This is a genomic window from Streptomyces sp. NPDC020731, from assembly GCF_044334705.1.
Classification (GTDB): domain Bacteria; phylum Actinomycetota; class Actinomycetes; order Streptomycetales; family Streptomycetaceae; genus Streptomyces.
Window position 1 is genome coordinate 139,934 of sequence record NZ_JBIRTN010000023.1, and the last position, 16,096, is coordinate 156,029.

18 protein-coding genes and 1 pseudogene are annotated in these 16,096 nt (G+C 72.6%); 10 read left to right on the forward strand and 9 right to left on the reverse strand.

Going from position 1 to position 16,096, the window contains the following annotated elements; translation table 11 throughout:
* The first annotated feature begins 44 nt into the window (after nucleotides 1-44).
* The 3 genes from ACH4VX_RS30610 to ACH4VX_RS30620 all read left to right on the forward strand — a co-directional run bounded on the left by ACH4VX_RS30610 (nucleotide 45) and on the right by ACH4VX_RS30620 (nucleotide 3,090).
* Nucleotides 45-665, forward strand: a complete 621-nt coding sequence (locus ACH4VX_RS30610) for an L-threonylcarbamoyladenylate synthase (RefSeq protein ID WP_398371923.1) — start codon at nucleotides 45-47, stop codon at nucleotides 663-665.
* A 75-nt stretch (nucleotides 666-740) separates the two neighbouring features.
* Nucleotides 741-1,496: a dienelactone hydrolase family protein gene (locus ACH4VX_RS30615; protein ID WP_398371924.1), complete on the forward strand. Its 756-nt coding sequence runs from the start codon at nucleotides 741-743 to the stop codon at nucleotides 1,494-1,496.
* Between the two features lie 88 nt (nucleotides 1,497-1,584).
* Nucleotides 1,585-3,090 carry a metallophosphoesterase family protein gene (locus ACH4VX_RS30620; protein WP_398371925.1) on the forward strand — a complete coding sequence of 502 codons (1,506 nt, stop codon included), beginning with the start codon at nucleotides 1,585-1,587 and terminating at the stop codon, nucleotides 3,088-3,090.
* Nucleotide 3,091: 1 nt separating this feature from the next.
* Here ACH4VX_RS30620 and ACH4VX_RS30625 read toward each other — a convergent pair whose 3' ends face one another.
* Nucleotides 3,092-4,057, reverse strand: a complete 966-nt coding sequence (locus tag ACH4VX_RS30625; protein WP_398371927.1) for a TauD/TfdA dioxygenase family protein — start codon at nucleotides 4,055-4,057, stop codon at nucleotides 3,092-3,094.
* A gap of 113 nt (nucleotides 4,058-4,170) precedes the next feature.
* On the opposite strand from ACH4VX_RS30625, the gene ACH4VX_RS30630 reads away from it, so the two are divergent.
* Nucleotides 4,171-5,001, forward strand: coding sequence for an aldo/keto reductase (locus tag ACH4VX_RS30630; RefSeq protein ID WP_398371928.1), 831 nt, complete (start codon nucleotides 4,171-4,173; stop codon nucleotides 4,999-5,001).
* Nucleotides 5,002-5,093: 92 nt separating this feature from the next.
* Here the strand turns inward: ACH4VX_RS30630 and ACH4VX_RS30635 are convergent.
* From ACH4VX_RS30635 to ACH4VX_RS30650, 4 genes and pseudogenes are all read right to left on the reverse strand, one after another.
* Nucleotides 5,094-5,225, reverse strand: a pseudogene (locus ACH4VX_RS30635) (PAS domain-containing protein); the annotation flags it as partial.
* A 59-nt stretch (nucleotides 5,226-5,284) separates the two neighbouring features.
* On the reverse strand, nucleotides 5,285-5,743 hold the full coding sequence (locus ACH4VX_RS30640; protein ID WP_398371930.1) for a peroxiredoxin: 459 nt from the start codon (nucleotides 5,741-5,743) through the stop codon (nucleotides 5,285-5,287).
* Nucleotides 5,740-6,153 (reverse strand): hypothetical protein, encoded by a 414-nt coding sequence (locus ACH4VX_RS30645; RefSeq protein ID WP_398371932.1) that lies wholly within the window; start codon nucleotides 6,151-6,153, stop codon nucleotides 5,740-5,742. The genes ACH4VX_RS30640 and ACH4VX_RS30645 overlap by 4 nt, the downstream gene beginning before the upstream one ends.
* 91 nt (nucleotides 6,154-6,244) lie before the next feature.
* Nucleotides 6,245-6,739 carry a MarR family winged helix-turn-helix transcriptional regulator gene (locus ACH4VX_RS30650; RefSeq protein ID WP_398371934.1) on the reverse strand — a complete coding sequence of 165 codons (495 nt, stop codon included), beginning with the start codon at nucleotides 6,737-6,739 and terminating at the stop codon, nucleotides 6,245-6,247.
* A gap of 370 nt (nucleotides 6,740-7,109) precedes the next feature.
* Here ACH4VX_RS30650 and ACH4VX_RS30655 point away from each other — a divergent pair, with 370 nt between their 5' ends.
* Both ACH4VX_RS30655 and hemC read left to right on the forward strand, forming a co-directional pair.
* Complete coding sequence (locus tag ACH4VX_RS30655) at nucleotides 7,110-7,886, forward strand: NPP1 family protein (protein WP_398371936.1); 777 nt, start codon at nucleotides 7,110-7,112, stop codon at nucleotides 7,884-7,886.
* An 80-nt stretch (nucleotides 7,887-7,966) separates the two neighbouring features.
* Entirely contained in the window at nucleotides 7,967-8,902 is a 936-nt protein-coding gene (hemC, locus tag ACH4VX_RS30660) for a hydroxymethylbilane synthase (RefSeq protein ID WP_398371938.1), read from the forward strand.
* An 8-nt stretch (nucleotides 8,903-8,910) separates the two neighbouring features.
* On the opposite strand, the gene ACH4VX_RS30665 is transcribed toward hemC, so the two are convergent.
* On the reverse strand, nucleotides 8,911-9,432 hold the full coding sequence (locus tag ACH4VX_RS30665) for a hypothetical protein (protein ID WP_398371939.1): 522 nt from the start codon (nucleotides 9,430-9,432) through the stop codon (nucleotides 8,911-8,913).
* Nucleotides 9,433-9,927: 495 nt separating this feature from the next.
* Here ACH4VX_RS30665 and ACH4VX_RS30670 point away from each other — a divergent pair, with 495 nt between their 5' ends.
* Nucleotides 9,928-10,719, forward strand: coding sequence for an RNA polymerase sigma factor SigF (locus ACH4VX_RS30670; RefSeq protein WP_398371940.1), 792 nt, complete (start codon nucleotides 9,928-9,930; stop codon nucleotides 10,717-10,719).
* A gap of 24 nt (nucleotides 10,720-10,743) precedes the next feature.
* Here ACH4VX_RS30670 and ACH4VX_RS30675 read toward each other — a convergent pair whose 3' ends face one another.
* Nucleotides 10,744-11,064 carry an ANTAR domain-containing protein gene (locus ACH4VX_RS30675; protein ID WP_398371941.1) on the reverse strand — a complete coding sequence of 107 codons (321 nt, stop codon included), beginning with the start codon at nucleotides 11,062-11,064 and terminating at the stop codon, nucleotides 10,744-10,746.
* Between the two features lie 248 nt (nucleotides 11,065-11,312).
* Here ACH4VX_RS30675 and ACH4VX_RS30680 point away from each other — a divergent pair, with 248 nt between their 5' ends.
* On the forward strand, nucleotides 11,313-12,116 hold the full coding sequence (locus ACH4VX_RS30680) for a VOC family protein (RefSeq protein WP_398371942.1): 804 nt from the start codon (nucleotides 11,313-11,315) through the stop codon (nucleotides 12,114-12,116).
* Nucleotides 12,117-12,139: 23 nt separating this feature from the next.
* Here the strand turns inward: ACH4VX_RS30680 and glgX are convergent, their stop codons facing one another.
* Together glgX and ACH4VX_RS30690 are read right to left on the reverse strand one after the other, a co-directional pair.
* On the reverse strand, nucleotides 12,140-14,284 hold the full coding sequence (glgX, locus tag ACH4VX_RS30685) for a glycogen debranching protein GlgX (protein ID WP_398371944.1): 2,145 nt from the start codon (nucleotides 14,282-14,284) through the stop codon (nucleotides 12,140-12,142).
* Nucleotides 14,281-14,793 carry a pep a2 gene (locus tag ACH4VX_RS30690; protein WP_398371946.1) on the reverse strand — a complete coding sequence of 171 codons (513 nt, stop codon included), beginning with the start codon at nucleotides 14,791-14,793 and terminating at the stop codon, nucleotides 14,281-14,283. Before ACH4VX_RS30690 ends, glgX begins: the two co-directional genes overlap by 4 nt.
* 354 nt (nucleotides 14,794-15,147) lie before the next feature.
* On the opposite strand from ACH4VX_RS30690, the gene ACH4VX_RS30695 reads away from it, so the two are divergent.
* Nucleotides 15,148-15,450 carry a DUF5133 domain-containing protein gene (locus ACH4VX_RS30695; protein WP_398371947.1) on the forward strand — a complete coding sequence of 101 codons (303 nt, stop codon included), beginning with the start codon at nucleotides 15,148-15,150 and terminating at the stop codon, nucleotides 15,448-15,450.
* A gap of 73 nt (nucleotides 15,451-15,523) precedes the next feature.
* On the forward strand, nucleotides 15,524-16,096 hold a 573-nt coding region (locus tag ACH4VX_RS30700), incomplete at its 3' end, for a maltotransferase domain-containing protein (RefSeq protein ID WP_398371948.1).

A 16,096-nucleotide genomic window follows, 5' to 3' on the forward strand; every position in this document is an offset into this window, starting at 1 on the left:
ACGGCGTGTGCGGTCCTCGCGTGCGGGCGGCATAAGCTCGGTGAATGGCGAAGTACTTTGACGTGCACCCCGACAACCCCCAGCCGCGCACCATTGCGCAGGTCGCCGACAGCATCCGCTCCGACGCCCTTCTCGCGTACCCCACGGACTCCTGCTACGCACTCGGCTGCCGTCTGGGCAGCCGTGCCGGCATCGACCGGATCCGCACGATCCGCAAGCTGGACGACCGGCACCACTTCACCCTGATGTGCCGGGACTTCGCGCAGCTCGGCCAGTTCGTACGGATCGACAACGACGTGTTCCGCGCGGTGAAGGCGTCGACTCCGGGCAGCTACACGTTCATCCTGCCCGCGACGAAGGAGGTGCCGCGGATGCTGCTGCACCCCAAGAAGAAGACGGTCGGCGTACGCATCCCGGACCATGTCGTCACCCAGGCCCTGCTGGCGGAACTCGGTGAGCCCCTGCTGTCCAGCACCCTGCTGCTGCCCGGCGAGGACGAGCCGATGACCCAGGGCTGGGAGATCAAGGACCTGCTCGATCACCAGGTGGACGCGGTGCTCGACTCCGGCGACTGCGGCACCGAGCCGACCACGGTGATCGACTTCTCGGGCGGCGAGGCGGAGATCGTGCGCCGGGGCGCCGGCGACGTCACCCGGTTCGAGTGAGGGCGCCGCGCCGTCCACCACGCGGCCGGCGTGTCACGATGGGCGTGACCCCACCCTTCGAGAGGCAGCACAGCCATGACCGCCGTACAGGGAACGACCGTCGGCATCCCCACCGGGGACGGCACCGCGGACGCGTATCTGACGCATCCCGTCGACGGGGGACCCCGCCCCGGGGTGCTGCTCTACATGGACGCCTTCGGTGTGCGTCCGCGGCTGCGGACCATGGCCGACCGGCTGGCGGAGGCCGGCTACACCGTCCTGGTGCCCAATGTGCTCTACCGGAGCGGGCCCGCGCCGGTGGCCGAGCTGCCCGAGTTCATCGACGACGCGTCGCGGGGCCGGCTGCTGCGGCGCCTCATGCCGGTGGTGCGGCAGCTCACGCCCGAGCGGGCGGCGTGTGACGCGGGAGCGTATCTGCGGTGGCTCGCCGAGTGCCCGGCGGCGGCCGACGGCCCGGTCGCGGTGACCGGCTACTGCATGGGCGCAGCCCTGTCCCTGCGCACCGCCGGCACCTACCCGGACCGGGTGGCCGCCGCGGCCGGGTTCCACGGCGGCCGGCTGGCGACGGACGCGCCGGACAGTCCGCACCTGATGGCCGGCCGGATCACCGCCGAGGTGTACTTCGGCCACGCCGACCAGGACCACTCGCTGCCCGAGGAGCAGATCGAGCGGCTGGAGCGGGCGCTGACGCGGGCCGGTGTCCGGCACCGCTGCGAGGTGTACACCGGGGCCCCGCACGGCTACACCCAGTCCGACACGGCCGCGTACGACAAGGAGGCGGACGAACGTCACTGGGCGGCGCTGCTCGACCTGTTGGCGCGTACCTTCTGACCGCTGTTGCCAACTCGGTTCCGTACGAAGGGGATTCACCGGCACCCCGCTCTCCGGCCGTCCGCCGCACCGTTGTTACGGTGCACCGGTGTCCGAATCCTCACGTGATACCGCCGAAGGCGCCGGCTGGGGCAGCGCCGAACGCGGTGCGTACCGGCGGCTGATGCCGCACAAGGTCGAGAAGATCTCCTGGCTCGATCCGAGAATGCTGTGGGCCGCCCGCAACGGGGTGCTGGCCTCCTGGTTCGGTGATCCCACGGGAGACACCCGCGCCCGCTGGGTGGCCCAGCGGGAGGCGGCCGGCGCGCCCGCCGACAAGGTGATCCGGCGCGACGATCCGGACCGGTTCTCGTTCCTGGTGATCGGCGACACCGGAGAGGGCGACGAGCCCCAGTACGCGGTGGTGCCCGGGCTGCTGAAGGAGGGGCAGGACACCTCGTTCGCCGTGCTCGCCAGTGATGTGATCTACCCGGTGGGCAGCGCCGACGACTACGGCACCAAGTTCTTCCGCCCGTACCGGGACTACCGGGCGCCGATCTACGCGATACCGGGCAACCACGACTGGTACGAGGACCTGGGCGGCTTCATGCGCGTCTTCTGCGACGACGCCCCGCCGCTGCCTCCGGGGCCCGCGCCGCGCCCGCTCAGCCGGGCCCGGCTGCGTTCCCTGCTGTGGCACCGGCCGCGTGCCGGGGACGGCGGGCGCCTGGACGAGGCACGGGAGCTGCGGTCCGCGCCCGCCCAGCAGGCGGTGCAGCCGGGGCCGTACTGGGCGATCGACGCCGGACCGGTGCGGATCGTCGGCATCGACACGGGACTGCTGGGCACCGTCGACGCCGAACAGGGCGCGTGGCTGCGCGAGGTCTCCCGCGGCCCGCGCCCGAAGATCCTCGTCACGGGCTCGCCCCTGTACGTGGACGGCAAGCACCACCCGTGCCCGATCGAGGGCGGCGGCACCGTCGACGACATCGTCCGCGACCCCGGTCACCACTACGTGGCCGCGATAGGCGGCGACATCCACAACTACCAGCGCTACCCGGTACGGCTGGACGACGGGCGCACCCTGCAGTACGTGGTGGCGGGCGGCGGCGGTGCCTTCACGCACGCCACCCACACCATCCCCCGGGTGGACGTCGCCGGTGTCACCGAGCGGGACTTCCGCTGCTATCCGCTGCGTGGCGACTCCCTCGCCTTCTACAGCGCGCTCTACGGGCGCCGGCTGCGGCTGCGCCGCTTCTTCACCCTCACCGACGCCGAGGCGATGGCCGTGATCGCCGAACGCCTCGGCATCGGGCCCACCCGGGCCCCGGGCGCGCCGCCGCGGGTCACCCGCCGGATGCGGCTGGTCGCCGGGCTGCTCGGCACCGGCCGCCGGCCCGACCGGGGCAGGCGGCTGCGGCTGCCCGTGCGCAAGGCCTACACGTCGCTGTTCTCACCGGGTTCGGCCACCTACAGTCCGCCGTTCTTCAAGTGCTTCCTGCGGCTGGACGTGAGCCCGGAGGCGATCCGGCTGCGCTGTCACGCGGCCACCGGCCACCGTGCGCAGGAGGTCGCCCCGCCGGTCGAGGACGAGGTGACCATCCCGCTCGAGTGAGCTACCAGCGGCCGGGCGCGGTACCGGTGACCGGCCGCGAGGGCCGGCCGTCCACGCCGACCGGGACGTCACCGGCGAGCATCACCCGGTGCATGATCCGCGGATGGTCGAGGTGGGCCGTGTCGCCCGGGGCCAGGTGGATGGTGGCCCGGTTGTCCCAGAACGCCACGCTGCCCGGCTCCCAGCGGAACCGCACGGTGTACTCGGGCCGGGTGGCCTGCTCGAGGAGCATCTCCAGGACGGCCGCGCTCTCGGGGCGGGACAGGCCGGTGATCTGCTCGACGTAGTAGCCGTTGACGAACAGCACCCGCTCCCCGGTCTCCGGGTGGACGCGCACCAAGGGGTGTTCCGAGGCGGTCTGGTGGTCCAGCAGACGGCGCAGGTAGGCGTCGTCACCGGGCCGGGGCTGGTAGCCGACCCCCAGCCGGTGCTCGGCGCGCAGCCGGTCGGCGAACTCCCGCACCGGGGCGGACAGTCCGGCGTACGCCGCGGCCAGGTTCGACCAGGTGGTGTCGCCGCCGTAGGGCGGGACGGTCTCGGCGCGCAGGATCGTCGCGGCCGGCGGGTCGACGCGGGCGCCGTGGTCGCAGTGCCAGCCGCGCAGCAGGGTGTGGCGGCGGCGCCGCAGCCACTCGTCGTGCTCCATGCCGAAGCGTCCGCCGAGCTCCAGCCGGTCGGCGGTGGTCTCGATCTCGGGGAAGTCCGGCGGGGAGGCCTTCCCGCGCCGGGGCAGCACGACCGGTTCGCCGAACCGGCGGGCCAGCGCCACATGTCCGGCGTGGTCGAGGCGCTGGCCGCGGAAGAACACCACCTTCCAGCGGAGCACCGCCGCCCAGATGCCCGCGATCACGGCGTCGTCGAGGTCACCGGCGAGGTCGACTCCGGTGATCTCGGCCCCGATGTGCCCGGCGGCCGGACGCACCTCCACCGCCGTGTCCTCCCCCGTGCCGTCCGTGTGCGTCGTCATGTGTTCCCCTCTCCGTCGGTCGTCCCCACCGGTCTCCCTACCCGTCCGGTTGATCACCGACCCCCTCGTCCCCGACGCTGGGAGTACGACACTGTCAACGGGAAGGCACCCTGGTGAGCAGCATCCCGAGCCACACCCTCAACGACGGCACCACGATCCCCGCCCTGGGCCTGGGCACCTGGCCGATGGACGACGGCGAGGCGGAGCGGGCGGTGGCCGAGGCCCTTCGGACGGGCTACCGCCTCGTCGACACGGCGGCCAACTACCGCAACGAGACCGGTGTCGGCCGCGCCGTGGCCCGGGCCGGCGTCCCGCGCGAGGAGGTCGTCGTGACGACGAAGCTCCCGGGCCGGCACCACGGCTACGAGGAGACCCTCGCCTCCTTCGAGGAGTCCCGCGCCCGGCTCGGCCTGGAGTACGTCGACCTCTACCTGATCCACTGGCCGCTCCCCCGCGTCGACAGGTACGTCGACTCCTGGAAGGCCATGGTCAAGCTGCGGGAGGACGGGCTGGTCCGGTCGATCGGCGTCTCCAACTTCACGCCCGCCCACATCGAGCGGCTGGAGAAGGAGACCGGGGTGCTGCCCTCGGTCAACCAGGTCGAGCTGCACCCGTTCTTCCCGCAGGAGGAACTGCGCGCGTACCACGCCGACAAGGGCGTGCTGACCGAGAGCTGGAGTCCGCTGGGCCGTGGCTCGACGCTCCTGGACGACCTGGCCGTGGGCGCCGTCGCCGAGGCGCACGGGGTCACCCCGGCCCAGGCGGTGCTGCGCTGGCACGTCCAGCTGGGGGCGCTCCCCGTCCCCAAGTCGTCCGATCCGGGGCGGCAGCGCGCCGACCTGGACGTCTTCGGCTTCGAACTGGACGCCGCCCAGATGCGGACGATCGCCGACCGCGCCCACCGGCGGATCGGCGGGGATCCGGAGGTGCACGAGGAGTTCTGACCGGGTGCCGGGGCCGGTACGGGGCAGCCGTCGCGGTGACGTGGCATGACCGGACCCGGGGGAAGGGGCACGGTGCCGGACGGCGCGTCCTCGGCGAGCAGCGCCCGTACGGCCCGTCCCACGGCCTCCTCGGCCGGGTGTCCGGTCAGCCGCCGGGCGCCCTCGCTCCACCCCGTCACGATGCCGCGGGCATCGACGGCCATCGCGGCGGAGGCGTCATCCATTCGTCCAGGACCAGCCCGTCACGGGCCCGCACCCACCGCGACGGTCCGCTCGGGGCGTCCTACGCGCGGAGCGCGGCGAGTGCCCGGTCCGCGTGGGTGTTCATCCGCAGTTCGCTGCGCACGACCTCCAGGACGGTGCGGTCCTGGCCTATGACGAAGGTGGCCCGTTTCGTCGGCGCCAGGGCGATCCCCCGCTTCACACCGAACCGCTCACGGACCGTGCCGTCGGCGTCGGACAGCAGGGGCATGCCGAGGGAGTGCCGTCCGGCGAACTCCGCCTGCCGTTCGACGGCGTCCGAGCTGATGCCCACCGGCCGCGCGCCCACCGCGGCGAACTCGGCGGCGAGGTCACGGAAGTGGCAGGCCTGCGCGGTGCAGCCGGGGCTCAGCGCGGCCGGGTAGAAGAACAGCACCACCGGCCCCTCGGTGAGCAGCTCCGAGAGCCGGCGGACGGTGCCGGTCTCGTCCGGGAGCGCGAAGTCCGGGGCCGTGTCGCCCTTCTCCACCCGCCCGCTCACGACCGGCCCTCCGCGCCCTTGGCGACGCCGCGCGCCCACAGCACCAGCGGCACCTGCAGGGGCAGCCGGCCGAGGGCCGCGGCCTTCTGCGGGGCGGGGCGGTGCCGCCAGTCGACGGCCGTCTTCACGTTGGCGGGGAACACGCCGGCGAAGAAGGCCGCCGCGGCCAGTGCGGCGGTCCTGCGGGTGCGGGGCGACGCCAGACCGGCGGCCGGCGCGAGTTCGACGGCGCCGCTGGCATAGGTCCAGGTCCGGGGCGAGCCGGGCAGGGAGCGCGGCACGGTGTGGTCGAACTGGCGGGGGACGGCGATGGGGGCGCCGCCCATGCCTTTAAGGCTATGGGGGAGGGCGGTGCCCGCGGCGGCCAGCAGGCCGGCGAGCAGCAGGGGCGAGCGTTCGGACCGGGACACGGTTCCTCCTCTGATGACCTGCCGCGCGATATTACCCGACGGTAAGTACGGTGGGGCACCGGCCCCGGAGCCCGCCGCCCCGGCGCCGCCGTCAGGCGCTGCGGGCCGGTTCCGGCTCCTCGGCGGCATAGGCGAGGAAGTCGTCGACCATGCGGTGGAAGAGGGTGGCGAGCTGCCGCAGGTCGTCGGGCGACCAGTGGGCCAGGGCCGCCCGCATGCCGCGGGCCCCGGTCTCCCGGATCCGGGCGATGGCCTCCCGGCCGCTGTCGGTGAGCTCGATGCGCTGGGCGCGGCGGTCGTCGGGGTCCGGGACCCGGGTGACATGGCCGGACCTCCGCAGCTGCTGCACCGTGCGGGTGACGTGCGAGGCCTCCACGCCCAGCCGGGCGGCCAGCTCCCCCGGCCGCATCGGCTCGGTGTCCGCCATCTGCCGCAGCAGCGCGACGGCGGCCCGGTCCAGCGGCACACCCGCCAGGGCCATCAGCCGCTCGTGCTGACGTGCGCGCGTGCTCAGGTAGGTGAGGCGGTGGAGCGCGCGCTCGATCTCGGCCACTTCCGGAGGGGCGGGGACGTCGGGTGTGGACATGCACCGCACTTTACCATCTCATTGCGTAACTCAATCAACCGCCCGGGGCGGGACCGCACGCGCGGAGCCTGCCGGGCCCGCCCGCGGGCCGCGGTCACCGGCGTGCCCCTCCGGCCCGGCGCCGACCGGCCGGCGAGGCCCGCCGTCGCACCCGGGAGGGCGCCGCGTCCGGGCCGGACCTCGCGCCCGAGGAGGCGGCGGCCGACATTCCGGACGACGCGGTGCGATCCGGAGCCCGGCACCGCGAGTGTCGACCGTCCTTCACCAGCGGTACACCTGCACCCTCTTGGCATGTATACGTCCAGCCGGGATGCTGAACTCCCCATCCCCCCACAGCCGTTGGCTGCGCCCGGACCACGAGGAGCACGCTGTGCCGTCGAGCACGTTCCGAACGCACCGCAGGAGATGGCTGACCGGCCTGGCCGGCGCGGCCGCGCTCGTCATCGCCTTTCCCGCCACCGCCTTCGCCGCACCCCCTCCCGCCCTGCCGGCCGGCGCGGACGCCCTGGAGCGGACGTTCCAGCCCGCCTACGACTACGACACCGACGGCTGCTACCCGACAGCGGCGATCGGCCCGGACGGCTCCGTCAACACCGGCCTCAACCCGACCGGCGCCCTCAACGGCAACTGCCGCGACGCCTCGGACCTGGGCAACACCAACGGCTACTCCCGCTCCACGTGCAACAACGGCTGGTGCGCCGTCGTCTACGGCCTGTACTTCGAGAAGGACCAGGCCCTGCCGGGCACCAGCCTCGGGGGGCACCGCCACGACTGGGAACACGTCGTGGTCTGGGTGCAGAACGACACCGTGCAGTACGTCTCGACGTCCAACCACGGGTCCTTCACGATCCACGCGCGCCCGGCGGTCCGCTTCGACGGCACCCATCCCAAGGTCGTGTACCACAAGGACGGCATCGGCACCCACTGCTTCCGCCCGGCGAGCTCGGGCGACGAGCCGCCGGAGAACCACAGGGGCAGCTGGCAGTACCCGGCACTGGTCGGCTGGAACGGCTACCCGGCGGGACTGCGCGACAAGCTCAGCGCGTACGACTTCGGCAGCGCGCACTTCGGGCTGAAGGACGGCAGCTTCGCCTCCCACCTCGCCGCGGCCAAGCCCTCCGGCATCCCGTTCGACCCGAACGCCTGACCGTACACGGCTCGTTGACGCCGGGGCGCCGTTCGGCGTCCCGGCACGGGCGGGACCCCCCGAGGGTCTATCGTGGCGGCATGTCCGTCCCCGAACTGATCCGCATCGTCTCCCGCGACTCGCCCATGGCGCTCGCCCAGGTGGAGCGCGTCCGGGCCGAGTTGGCCGCCGCCCGTCCCGGTGTGCGCACCGAGGTCGTACCGGTGAGGACGACCGGGGACAAGTGGCTCGGCGATCTGTCGAAGGTGGAGGGCAAGGGCGCGTTCACCAAGGAGGTGGACGCCGCGCTGCTCGCCGGTGAGGCGGACGTCGCCGTGCACTGCGTCAAGGACGTGCCCGCCGACCGGCCGCTCCCGGCGGGCACGGTGTTCGCCGCGTTCCTGAAGCGGGACGACGTCCGCGACGCCCTCGTGCACCCGGACGGCCTCACCCTGGACGAACTCGCGCCCGGCACCCGGATCGGCACCTCCTCGGTGCGCCGGGTCGCCCAACTGGCGGCCACCCACCCGCATCTGACGTGCGTGCCGTTCCGCGGCAACGCCAACCGGCGGCTGGCGAAGCTCGCCGCCGGGGAGGCGGACGCCCTGCTGCTGGCGGTCTCCGGCCTGGAGCGGATCGGCCGCGCCGACGTGATCAGCGAGGTGCTCTCCCCCGAGGCCATGATGCCGCCCATCGGCGCGGGCGTCCTCGCGCTGCAGTGCCGTGAGGGCGACGCCGGCCTGATCGACGCGGTCGGCGCCCTCGGCCACCCGGACACCCATCGCGAGGCCACCGCCGAACGCATGTTCCTGCATGTGCTGCAGGGGCACTGCAACAGCCCGATCGCCGGCTACGCCCGGGTGGACCGCGGCGGCGAACTGTCCCTGCGGGCGTGTGTCTTCACCCCGGACGGCAAGACCCGGCTGAACGCGCACGAGTGGGCGGGGCGGCTCGACCCGGCCACGCTCGGCACCTCGGTCGCCGTGGCCCTGCTGCGTCAGGGCGCCCGCGAGATCATCGACGGCATCCCGCACTGACGCGACGCTCAGGCGGTGCCTTCCTCCGCCTGTTCCCGCAGGAAGACGCTCACCTGCTGGGCGAGACTGTCCCGGCACGCGCCCGCGGGCGCCCCCGCGGACCCCTCGTGCACGCCGATGCCGCCCGCCCACAGCCGGCGCCCGGCCCACTCCTCGTCGACGCGCAACTGGACCTGGACGTCGACCTGGCTCAGGGCCGCCTCGGGACCGGCCGCGTAGAGGACGGCGGTGGCGCGGCGCAGCGGGTGGACGTCGAAGCCCTCGACGAACTGCGAGTTGCGCCAGTCGATGAACGCGCTCTCACCGTCCGGTCCGGTCCGTACGTCGATCTGGCCGTCCTCGACGTGAATGCAGAAAGGCCGGTCTCCGCGATTCTCGACGGTCACGCGGACACTGAAGTACGTCAGCCCCTCGGCGGCGTCGTCCCGTCCCCGCGGCGGTTCGCCGGATTCCAGACGGTGGACGCGGACCCGCAGACCGGCATGCTCGTCGTACTCCTGCCAGTCCCCGACCACGTTCGGCTCGTACACAGTGCACCTCTCGACTTCTGTCCGCTGCTTCCTATCTGTGGCCTCGGCGCACTGTCAAATGAGCAGAATGCGCTCTGGTCAGGCGGTTCGCCCGATCTGATCGGTGATCAAGCGCTGCGCTGGAGGAATCCCCCGGCCGGTCGGCCGACGGCCGGTGAGGGCGTGCCGCACATCACGTCCGGTGCCGTGATCACCGGCGCGCCGTCCGGGCGGTCCACGAGGGCGGGGCGGGCCGGCCCGGAGCCGCCCGCTCCGTCGCGGGAATTTCACGTCATGAATTCACTTGATTCCACACCGTGCGCTCTCCGGTGATTTCCCCGCCGAATTCCGGGAAACGTTTTGGAACGGCGGACCACGGGGAAGGGGATTCTCAGTGCTTCGGACAGGAGGCACGTCCGTGGGAACCGCTCCGCCGGCCGCGGGCCTGCCGTGGTCCGAGCCGCCGCTCCCCACGGGTTCTGTCCATCCGGCACCCCGCTCAGGGAGGTGCGCGTGATGCGTACCGTCAGTCCCAGGAAGCAGCACTCCCACGACGACGCCCCCGACACGGCGGGGGACTTCGCACGCCTGGTCCGGCTGCCCGAAGGGCCCGAACGCAGGATGCTGCGCGACGCACTGGTCACGGCCTGGCTGCCGATGGCCGAGCGCATCGCCGTCCGGTTCCGGGGCCGCGGTGAGGCCCTGGAGGATCTGTACCAGGTGGCGGCCCTCGGTCTGGTCAAGGCCGTGGACCACTACGACCCGGCGCGCGGCACCGCCTTCGAGGCGTACGCCGTGCCGACCGTCACCGGCGAGATCAAGCGCCACTTCCGCGACCACATGTGGACGCTGCACGTACCGCGACGGGTCCAGGACCTGCGCAACCGTGTGCGGCACGCGGCGAAGGAGCTGGCGCAGACCACTCCGGGCCGGGCGCCCACGATCGCCGAGATCGCCGCGTACACCCGGCTGACCGAGAGCGAGGTGCGCACCGGGATGGAGGCCCTGGAGTGCTTCTCCGCGCTGTCGCTGGAGGCGGAGATGCCGGGCACCGACGGTTACGCCCTGGGCGACGCGATCGGCAGCCCGGACCCGGCCTACGACACCGTCGTCGACCGGGTGGCGGTACGACCCTGTCTGGAGGCCCTGCCGGAACGCGAGCGGCTCATCCTCTATCTGAGGTTCTTCCGGGGGATGACGCAGAGCGGCATCGCCGAGCAGCTCGGCATCTCGCAGATGCACGTCTCCCGGCTGCTCAGCAGCTGTTTCGCCCATCTGCGCGAGGAACTGCTCGCCGAGGCCGGCTGAGCGGGACGGGCTCCGCGGGGCGCGTCAGTCCTCCGGCGGCGCGCCCGGGATCCGGGTGGGACCGAGCCGGTCCAGGACCTCCTCCAGCACCGACCGCACCTCCGTCGGCAGAAGCCCGGTGCGTCCCCAGACGAGGATCAGGTCGGCCACGTTGCGGAGCTTGATGTTCGTGCGCTGGGAGACCTCCCTCAGCACGGTCCAGCCCTGGTCGGGCGAGACCCGCCCGAGCGCCACGACCATGCCGATCGCCTGGTCCACCACCGCGTGCGAGACGACCGCGTCCTTCAGCTGCTGTACCTCTTCCTCCAACTGGAGGATGCGGTCCGCGCCCCCGTCCGTGGGCATGGTCACCTCCGGGTCCGGTGTGCCGCTCTCGTGGCGCCTTCGCACAGTGCTTGAGTGCCTTCACCCAGTGTCCGACCCCTCCATCGTCGCCACTGCGGCCGCCCTGCGCCACCGGGGTGGCCCGGGGCGGAGGGGTCACCGTTTCGGTGCCGCCGCCGGGGTACTCGGCAGGCGCCCGGAAGGGTACCCGGCGGACACTGGTGCCATCCGGGTGGCTGCCAGGCCGACGAGATCAGGACGCGACTGCCATGAACCACGACATGCCCTCCCCCGCCGGCGCGACGGACGTCTTCTCGACGCACTCCGTGTTCGGGGCACCCTGCTGGGTGAGTCTGACCAGCCGCGACATGAGGACGACCGAGGAGTTCTACGGAGCCGTGCTGGGCTGGGAGTGGCGTCCGGTGCGCCTCGGCGACCGGTTCCGTATCGCCCTGTCCGAGGGCCTGCCGGTGGCCGGGATCGCCGATGTCGCCGGCATGTGGCAGATGGCGGTGGCGTGGACGCCGTACTTCGCGGTGCGCAGCGCCGACGAGGCCGCGGCGCGGGTGCAGGAGCGCGGCGGCACCTTGGCGGTCGGCCCGATCTCCCTGCCGCCCGGGCGCGCGGCGTTGCTGGCCGACCGGGACGGGGCGACGTTCGGGGTCTGGGAGGGCGAGCTGTTCACCGACTGGCCCACCTGGCGCCGCGCACAGCTCGCGTTCGTCCGGCTGCACACCCGTGACGCCTTCGACGCCGCGATCTTCTACGGCGGGGTCTTCGACTGGGCGTCCGACAAACCGGGCTGCGTCGAGGTGCGGTACGAGGGCGAGGAAGTGGTGTTGCGCAGCGAGGGGGACGTGGTGGCGCGGATCGAGTCGGGGGCGGCGGAGTCGGCTCCCGACCCGGCGATCCGGCCGCACTGGCAGGTCCACTTCGCCGTGAAGGACGTGGCCGCCTGCGCCCGCGCCGCCGAGCGGCACGGCGGCAGCGTCCTGTCCCTGGGCGTCGACGAGGCCGTGCTCCGCGACAACGAGGGCGCCCAGTTCACGGTGACGTCACGCCGCGGGCGCTGACACCGCCGGATGCGTCCCGCCGGTCAGGGCGCCGTACAGGACGGGCGGGACAGCAGGACCAGGCTCCGGGAGCCCACGGTGAGGGTGGTGGCCGCCTTGTGCTCCGCCTCGTCGGGGGTGCTCTCGGGGTCGGCGGTGTCGATCAGGGCCGTCCAGCGCTCACCGTAGGAGGCGCCCGGCAGACGGAAGCCGACGGGCTCCCAGTGGCTGTTGAGCAGCAGCAGGAAGGAGTCGTCGACCAGGCGCCGGCCGCGCGGGCCGGGTTCGGCGATGGCGTCGCCGTTGAGGAACACCCCGACCGAGTGGGCGTCGGAGCGCTGCCAGTCGTCGTCGGTCATCTCCCGCGCGTCGGGCAGCAGCCACACCAGGTCGGGCAGCGGCTGGCCGGCGTGGCGCACGGTCTCGCCGCGGAAGAAGCGGCGGCGGCGCAGCACGGGGTGGGCGAGGCGCAGCGAGATGAGCGTCCGGGTGAAGTCCAGCAGGTCGCGCTGTTCACCGGTGAGCCGCCAGTCGATCCAGCCGATCTCGTTGTCCTGGCAGTAGGCGTTGTTGTTGCCGCGCTGGGTGCGGCCCAGTTCGTCGCCGTGGGAGAGCATCGGGATGCCCTGGGAGAGCAGCAGGGTGGCGAGGAAGTTGCGCTGTTGGCGGGCGCGCAGTTCGAGCACGGCCGGGTCGCGGGTGGCGCCCTCCGCGCCGCAGTTCCAGGACCGGTTGGTGCTCTCGCCGTCCCGGTTGCCCTCGCCGTTGGCCTCGTTGTGCTTGTCGTTGTACGAGACGAGGTCGCGCAGGGTGAAGCCGTCGTGCGCGGTGACGAAGTTGACGCTGGCGCGGGGGCGGCGCCTGTGGTGCGCGTACAGGTCGGAGGAGCCGGTCAGCCGGGAGGCGAACTCGCCGAGGGTGTGCTCCTCGCCGCGCCAGAAGTCCCGTACGGCGTCCCGGTACAGGCCGTTCCACTCCGACCACAGCGGCGGGAAGTTGCCCACCTGGTAGCCGCCCTCGCCCACGTCCCAGGGCTCGGCGATCAGTTTGACGCGGCTGATCACGGGGTCCTGCTGGATGAGGTCGAAGAACGCCGACAGCCGGTCGACCTCGTGGAACTGCCGGGCGAGCGTGGCCGCGAGGTCGAAGCGGAAGCCGTCGACACGCATCTCGGTGACCCAGTACCGCAGCGAGTCCATGATCAGCTGGAGGACGTAGGGGTGGCGCATCAGCAGACTGTTGCCGGTGCCGGTGGTGTCGTAGTAGTGGCGCCAGTCGCCGTCCACCAGGCGGTAGTACGAGGAGTTGTCGATGCCCCGGAAGGAGAGCGTGGGGCCCTTCTCGTTGCCCTCGGCGGTGTGGTTGTAGACGACGTCCAGGATCACCTCGAGCCCGGCCGCGTGCAGGGTCCTCACCATCTCCTTGAACTCGGTGACCTGTTGCCCGCGGGTGCCGTGGGCGGCGTAGGCGTTGTGCGGGGCGAAGAATCCGATGGTGTTGTAGCCCCAGTAGTTGGCCAGGCCGCGGCCCTGCAGCACACCGTCCTGGACGAACTGGTGGACCGGCATCAGTTCCACGGCGGTGACGCCCAGCGAGGTGAGGTGCCCGACCACCGCGGGGTGCGCCAGTCCCGCGTAGGTACCCCGGAGTTCCGCGGGGACGTCGGGGTGGGTACGGGTGAGGCCCTTGACGTGGGCCTCGTAGATCACGGTGTCGGAGTAGGGGCGGCAGGGCCGGGTGTCGTCGCCCCAGTCGAATGCCGGGTCGGTCACCACGCCGAGCATGGTGTGTCCGGCGCTGTCGGCGGGGTCGGGGCCGTGCGGGTCGCGCTCGTACAGCGAGGGGTGGTTGTCGATCTGGCCGTCCACCGCGGTGGCATAGGGGTCGAGGAGCAGTTTCGCCGGGTTGCAGCGGTCGCCGGCCGCCGGGGCCCAGGGGCCGTGCACCCGGTAGCCGTAGCGCTGTCCGGGGCCGACGCCGGGGAGGTAGCCGTGCCAGACGAAGCCGTCGACCTCGGTGAGCCGTACGGTGCTGTGCCGGCCGTCGTCGTCGACCAGGACCAGTTCGACGCGTTCGGCGACCTCGCTGAAGAGCGCGAAGTTGGTGCCCTCGCCGTCGTGGACCGCACCCAGCGGGTAGGGGCGCCCGCTCCAGGCGGGCGCCCCTTTCCGGTTCTGTCGCCGGGTCACCGGACCTCCTCCAGGAGGCCGCCCGGCGTTCGCACCCGGCCGGTGAGCAGGGCGACGCTCACCTCGCGGGGCAGGTCCAGGCCCTCGCTCTCGCGCGGGTCGGGCGCGGTCGGCACCAGCGGGACGCGTTCGCCGGCGCGGGCGCGCTGTGAGAACCAGATGACCTTGCTGCCGTTCTCGGTGGCGCAGCAGCCCCAGCCGTCGCTGCTCGCCGCGATGTGCTCGAGACAGCCGCGCAGCTCCTGGTCGGGGCGCAGGGCGCGGTTGTTGTCCCCGATGGCGGTGATGAGGTGCTGGCCGTTCCACCACATCTCGATCGACGTGTTCTTGTCGGTGGCGTGCTCGTCGATGGCCCGCAGCAGCATCTCGGCGCCGCCGCAGACGGGCTCCATCAGGTTCTCCAGGTCCCAGAACCGGAGGTGAGCGGCCAGTATGCGACTGACCTGTCCCACCCTCTCGGGGCTGACTTCCACGTCGAGGTGGTAGTAGCAGGGCACTGCGGTCTTCATGGTCGTTGGCTCCTCACGCGAAGCTCTCGTCCCTCCTCGCCCCCGCGGGGCGAGCCCCCGGACACGGAACGTGAGCGGGTGTCGCTTCTGAGTCACCTTCAGCGTGAGGGGGTTGGGCCGTTCGTGCAACACGAGCGCACGACCGTGACGCGTGGGGCGGCATGCGGACGGAAGAGGGCCGCGGCGGGCCGTCTCGAGTCATTGAAAAGCCAACAAGACGTTGCGTCATCACCCGTGCACCATGTGTGAAGACCTCGATCGCCGTTACGGGTCCGTGCGTCTGTGCGCACGGCTGCCGCCCCGACCGCCGGGACAACGCGCCTCGAATCGAGCCCCGGAAAGGTGCACGGCGCCATGCTGCTACCCGCCAAAGCCGAAGTTGCCCGGCAATTGCGTCGCTACCGGGCCTGGGAACGCGTGATGCTGGCGGCTCCGACCGATCACACGGTACGGGCCACCTTCGAGGACGCCGGCTACACCCTCTGTGTGCTGATGGGCAAGCGCTGTGCGCGGGAGGCGGCGAACGCCGCCGAACGGTATCTGCGCACCACCCCCGTCACCTATCTGCAGGAACAGAACGACACGCCCCGTCCGGCGACCGCCGTCCGACGGGGTCCCCCGGTCATCGAGCGGCGCTCTCCGGCGGGAAGGCAGTGACCTTCCCGCCGCTGTTTGGTCCCACGCCCGGGCGCCCGCCCGGGCGTCGAGCACGGCGGAGGTGCACAGACCCATGAAGACGACCCGGACCATCGGCCGTGTCCCGGTACGGGACGTCCGGCCGTCCGTCGACTGCGGCAGGCGGCCGGCCAAGGCCGTCGTGGGCGAGACGTTCGAGGTCACGGCCACGCTCTTCCGGGAAGGTCACGACGCGGTCGCCGCCGACGTGGTGCTGAGGGACCCCGGGGGACGTCCGGGGCCGTTCACCCCGATGCGGGAGCTGGCGCCGGGCAGCGACCGGTGGGGCGCGGAGGTCGTCGCGAACAGCCCGGGCCGGTGGACCTACCACGTCGAGGCCTGGGGCGATCCCGTGGCCACCTGGCGCAGGACCGCCGGCATCAAGGTCCCGGCGGGCATCGACACCGGACTGGTGCTGGAGGAGGGCGCCGACCTTCACGAGCGCGCGGCCTCCGGGGTTCCGCGGGAGGACGGACAGGCCGTGGTCCTCGCCGCGGCCGAGACCCTGCGGGACGACTCCCTGCCCTGCGCCACCCGGTTGGCGGCGGCGTTGACGCCGGAGGTGGAGGCGGTGCTGGCCCGGCATCCGCTGCGGGAGCTGGTGACCAGCAGTGATCCGCTGCCGCTG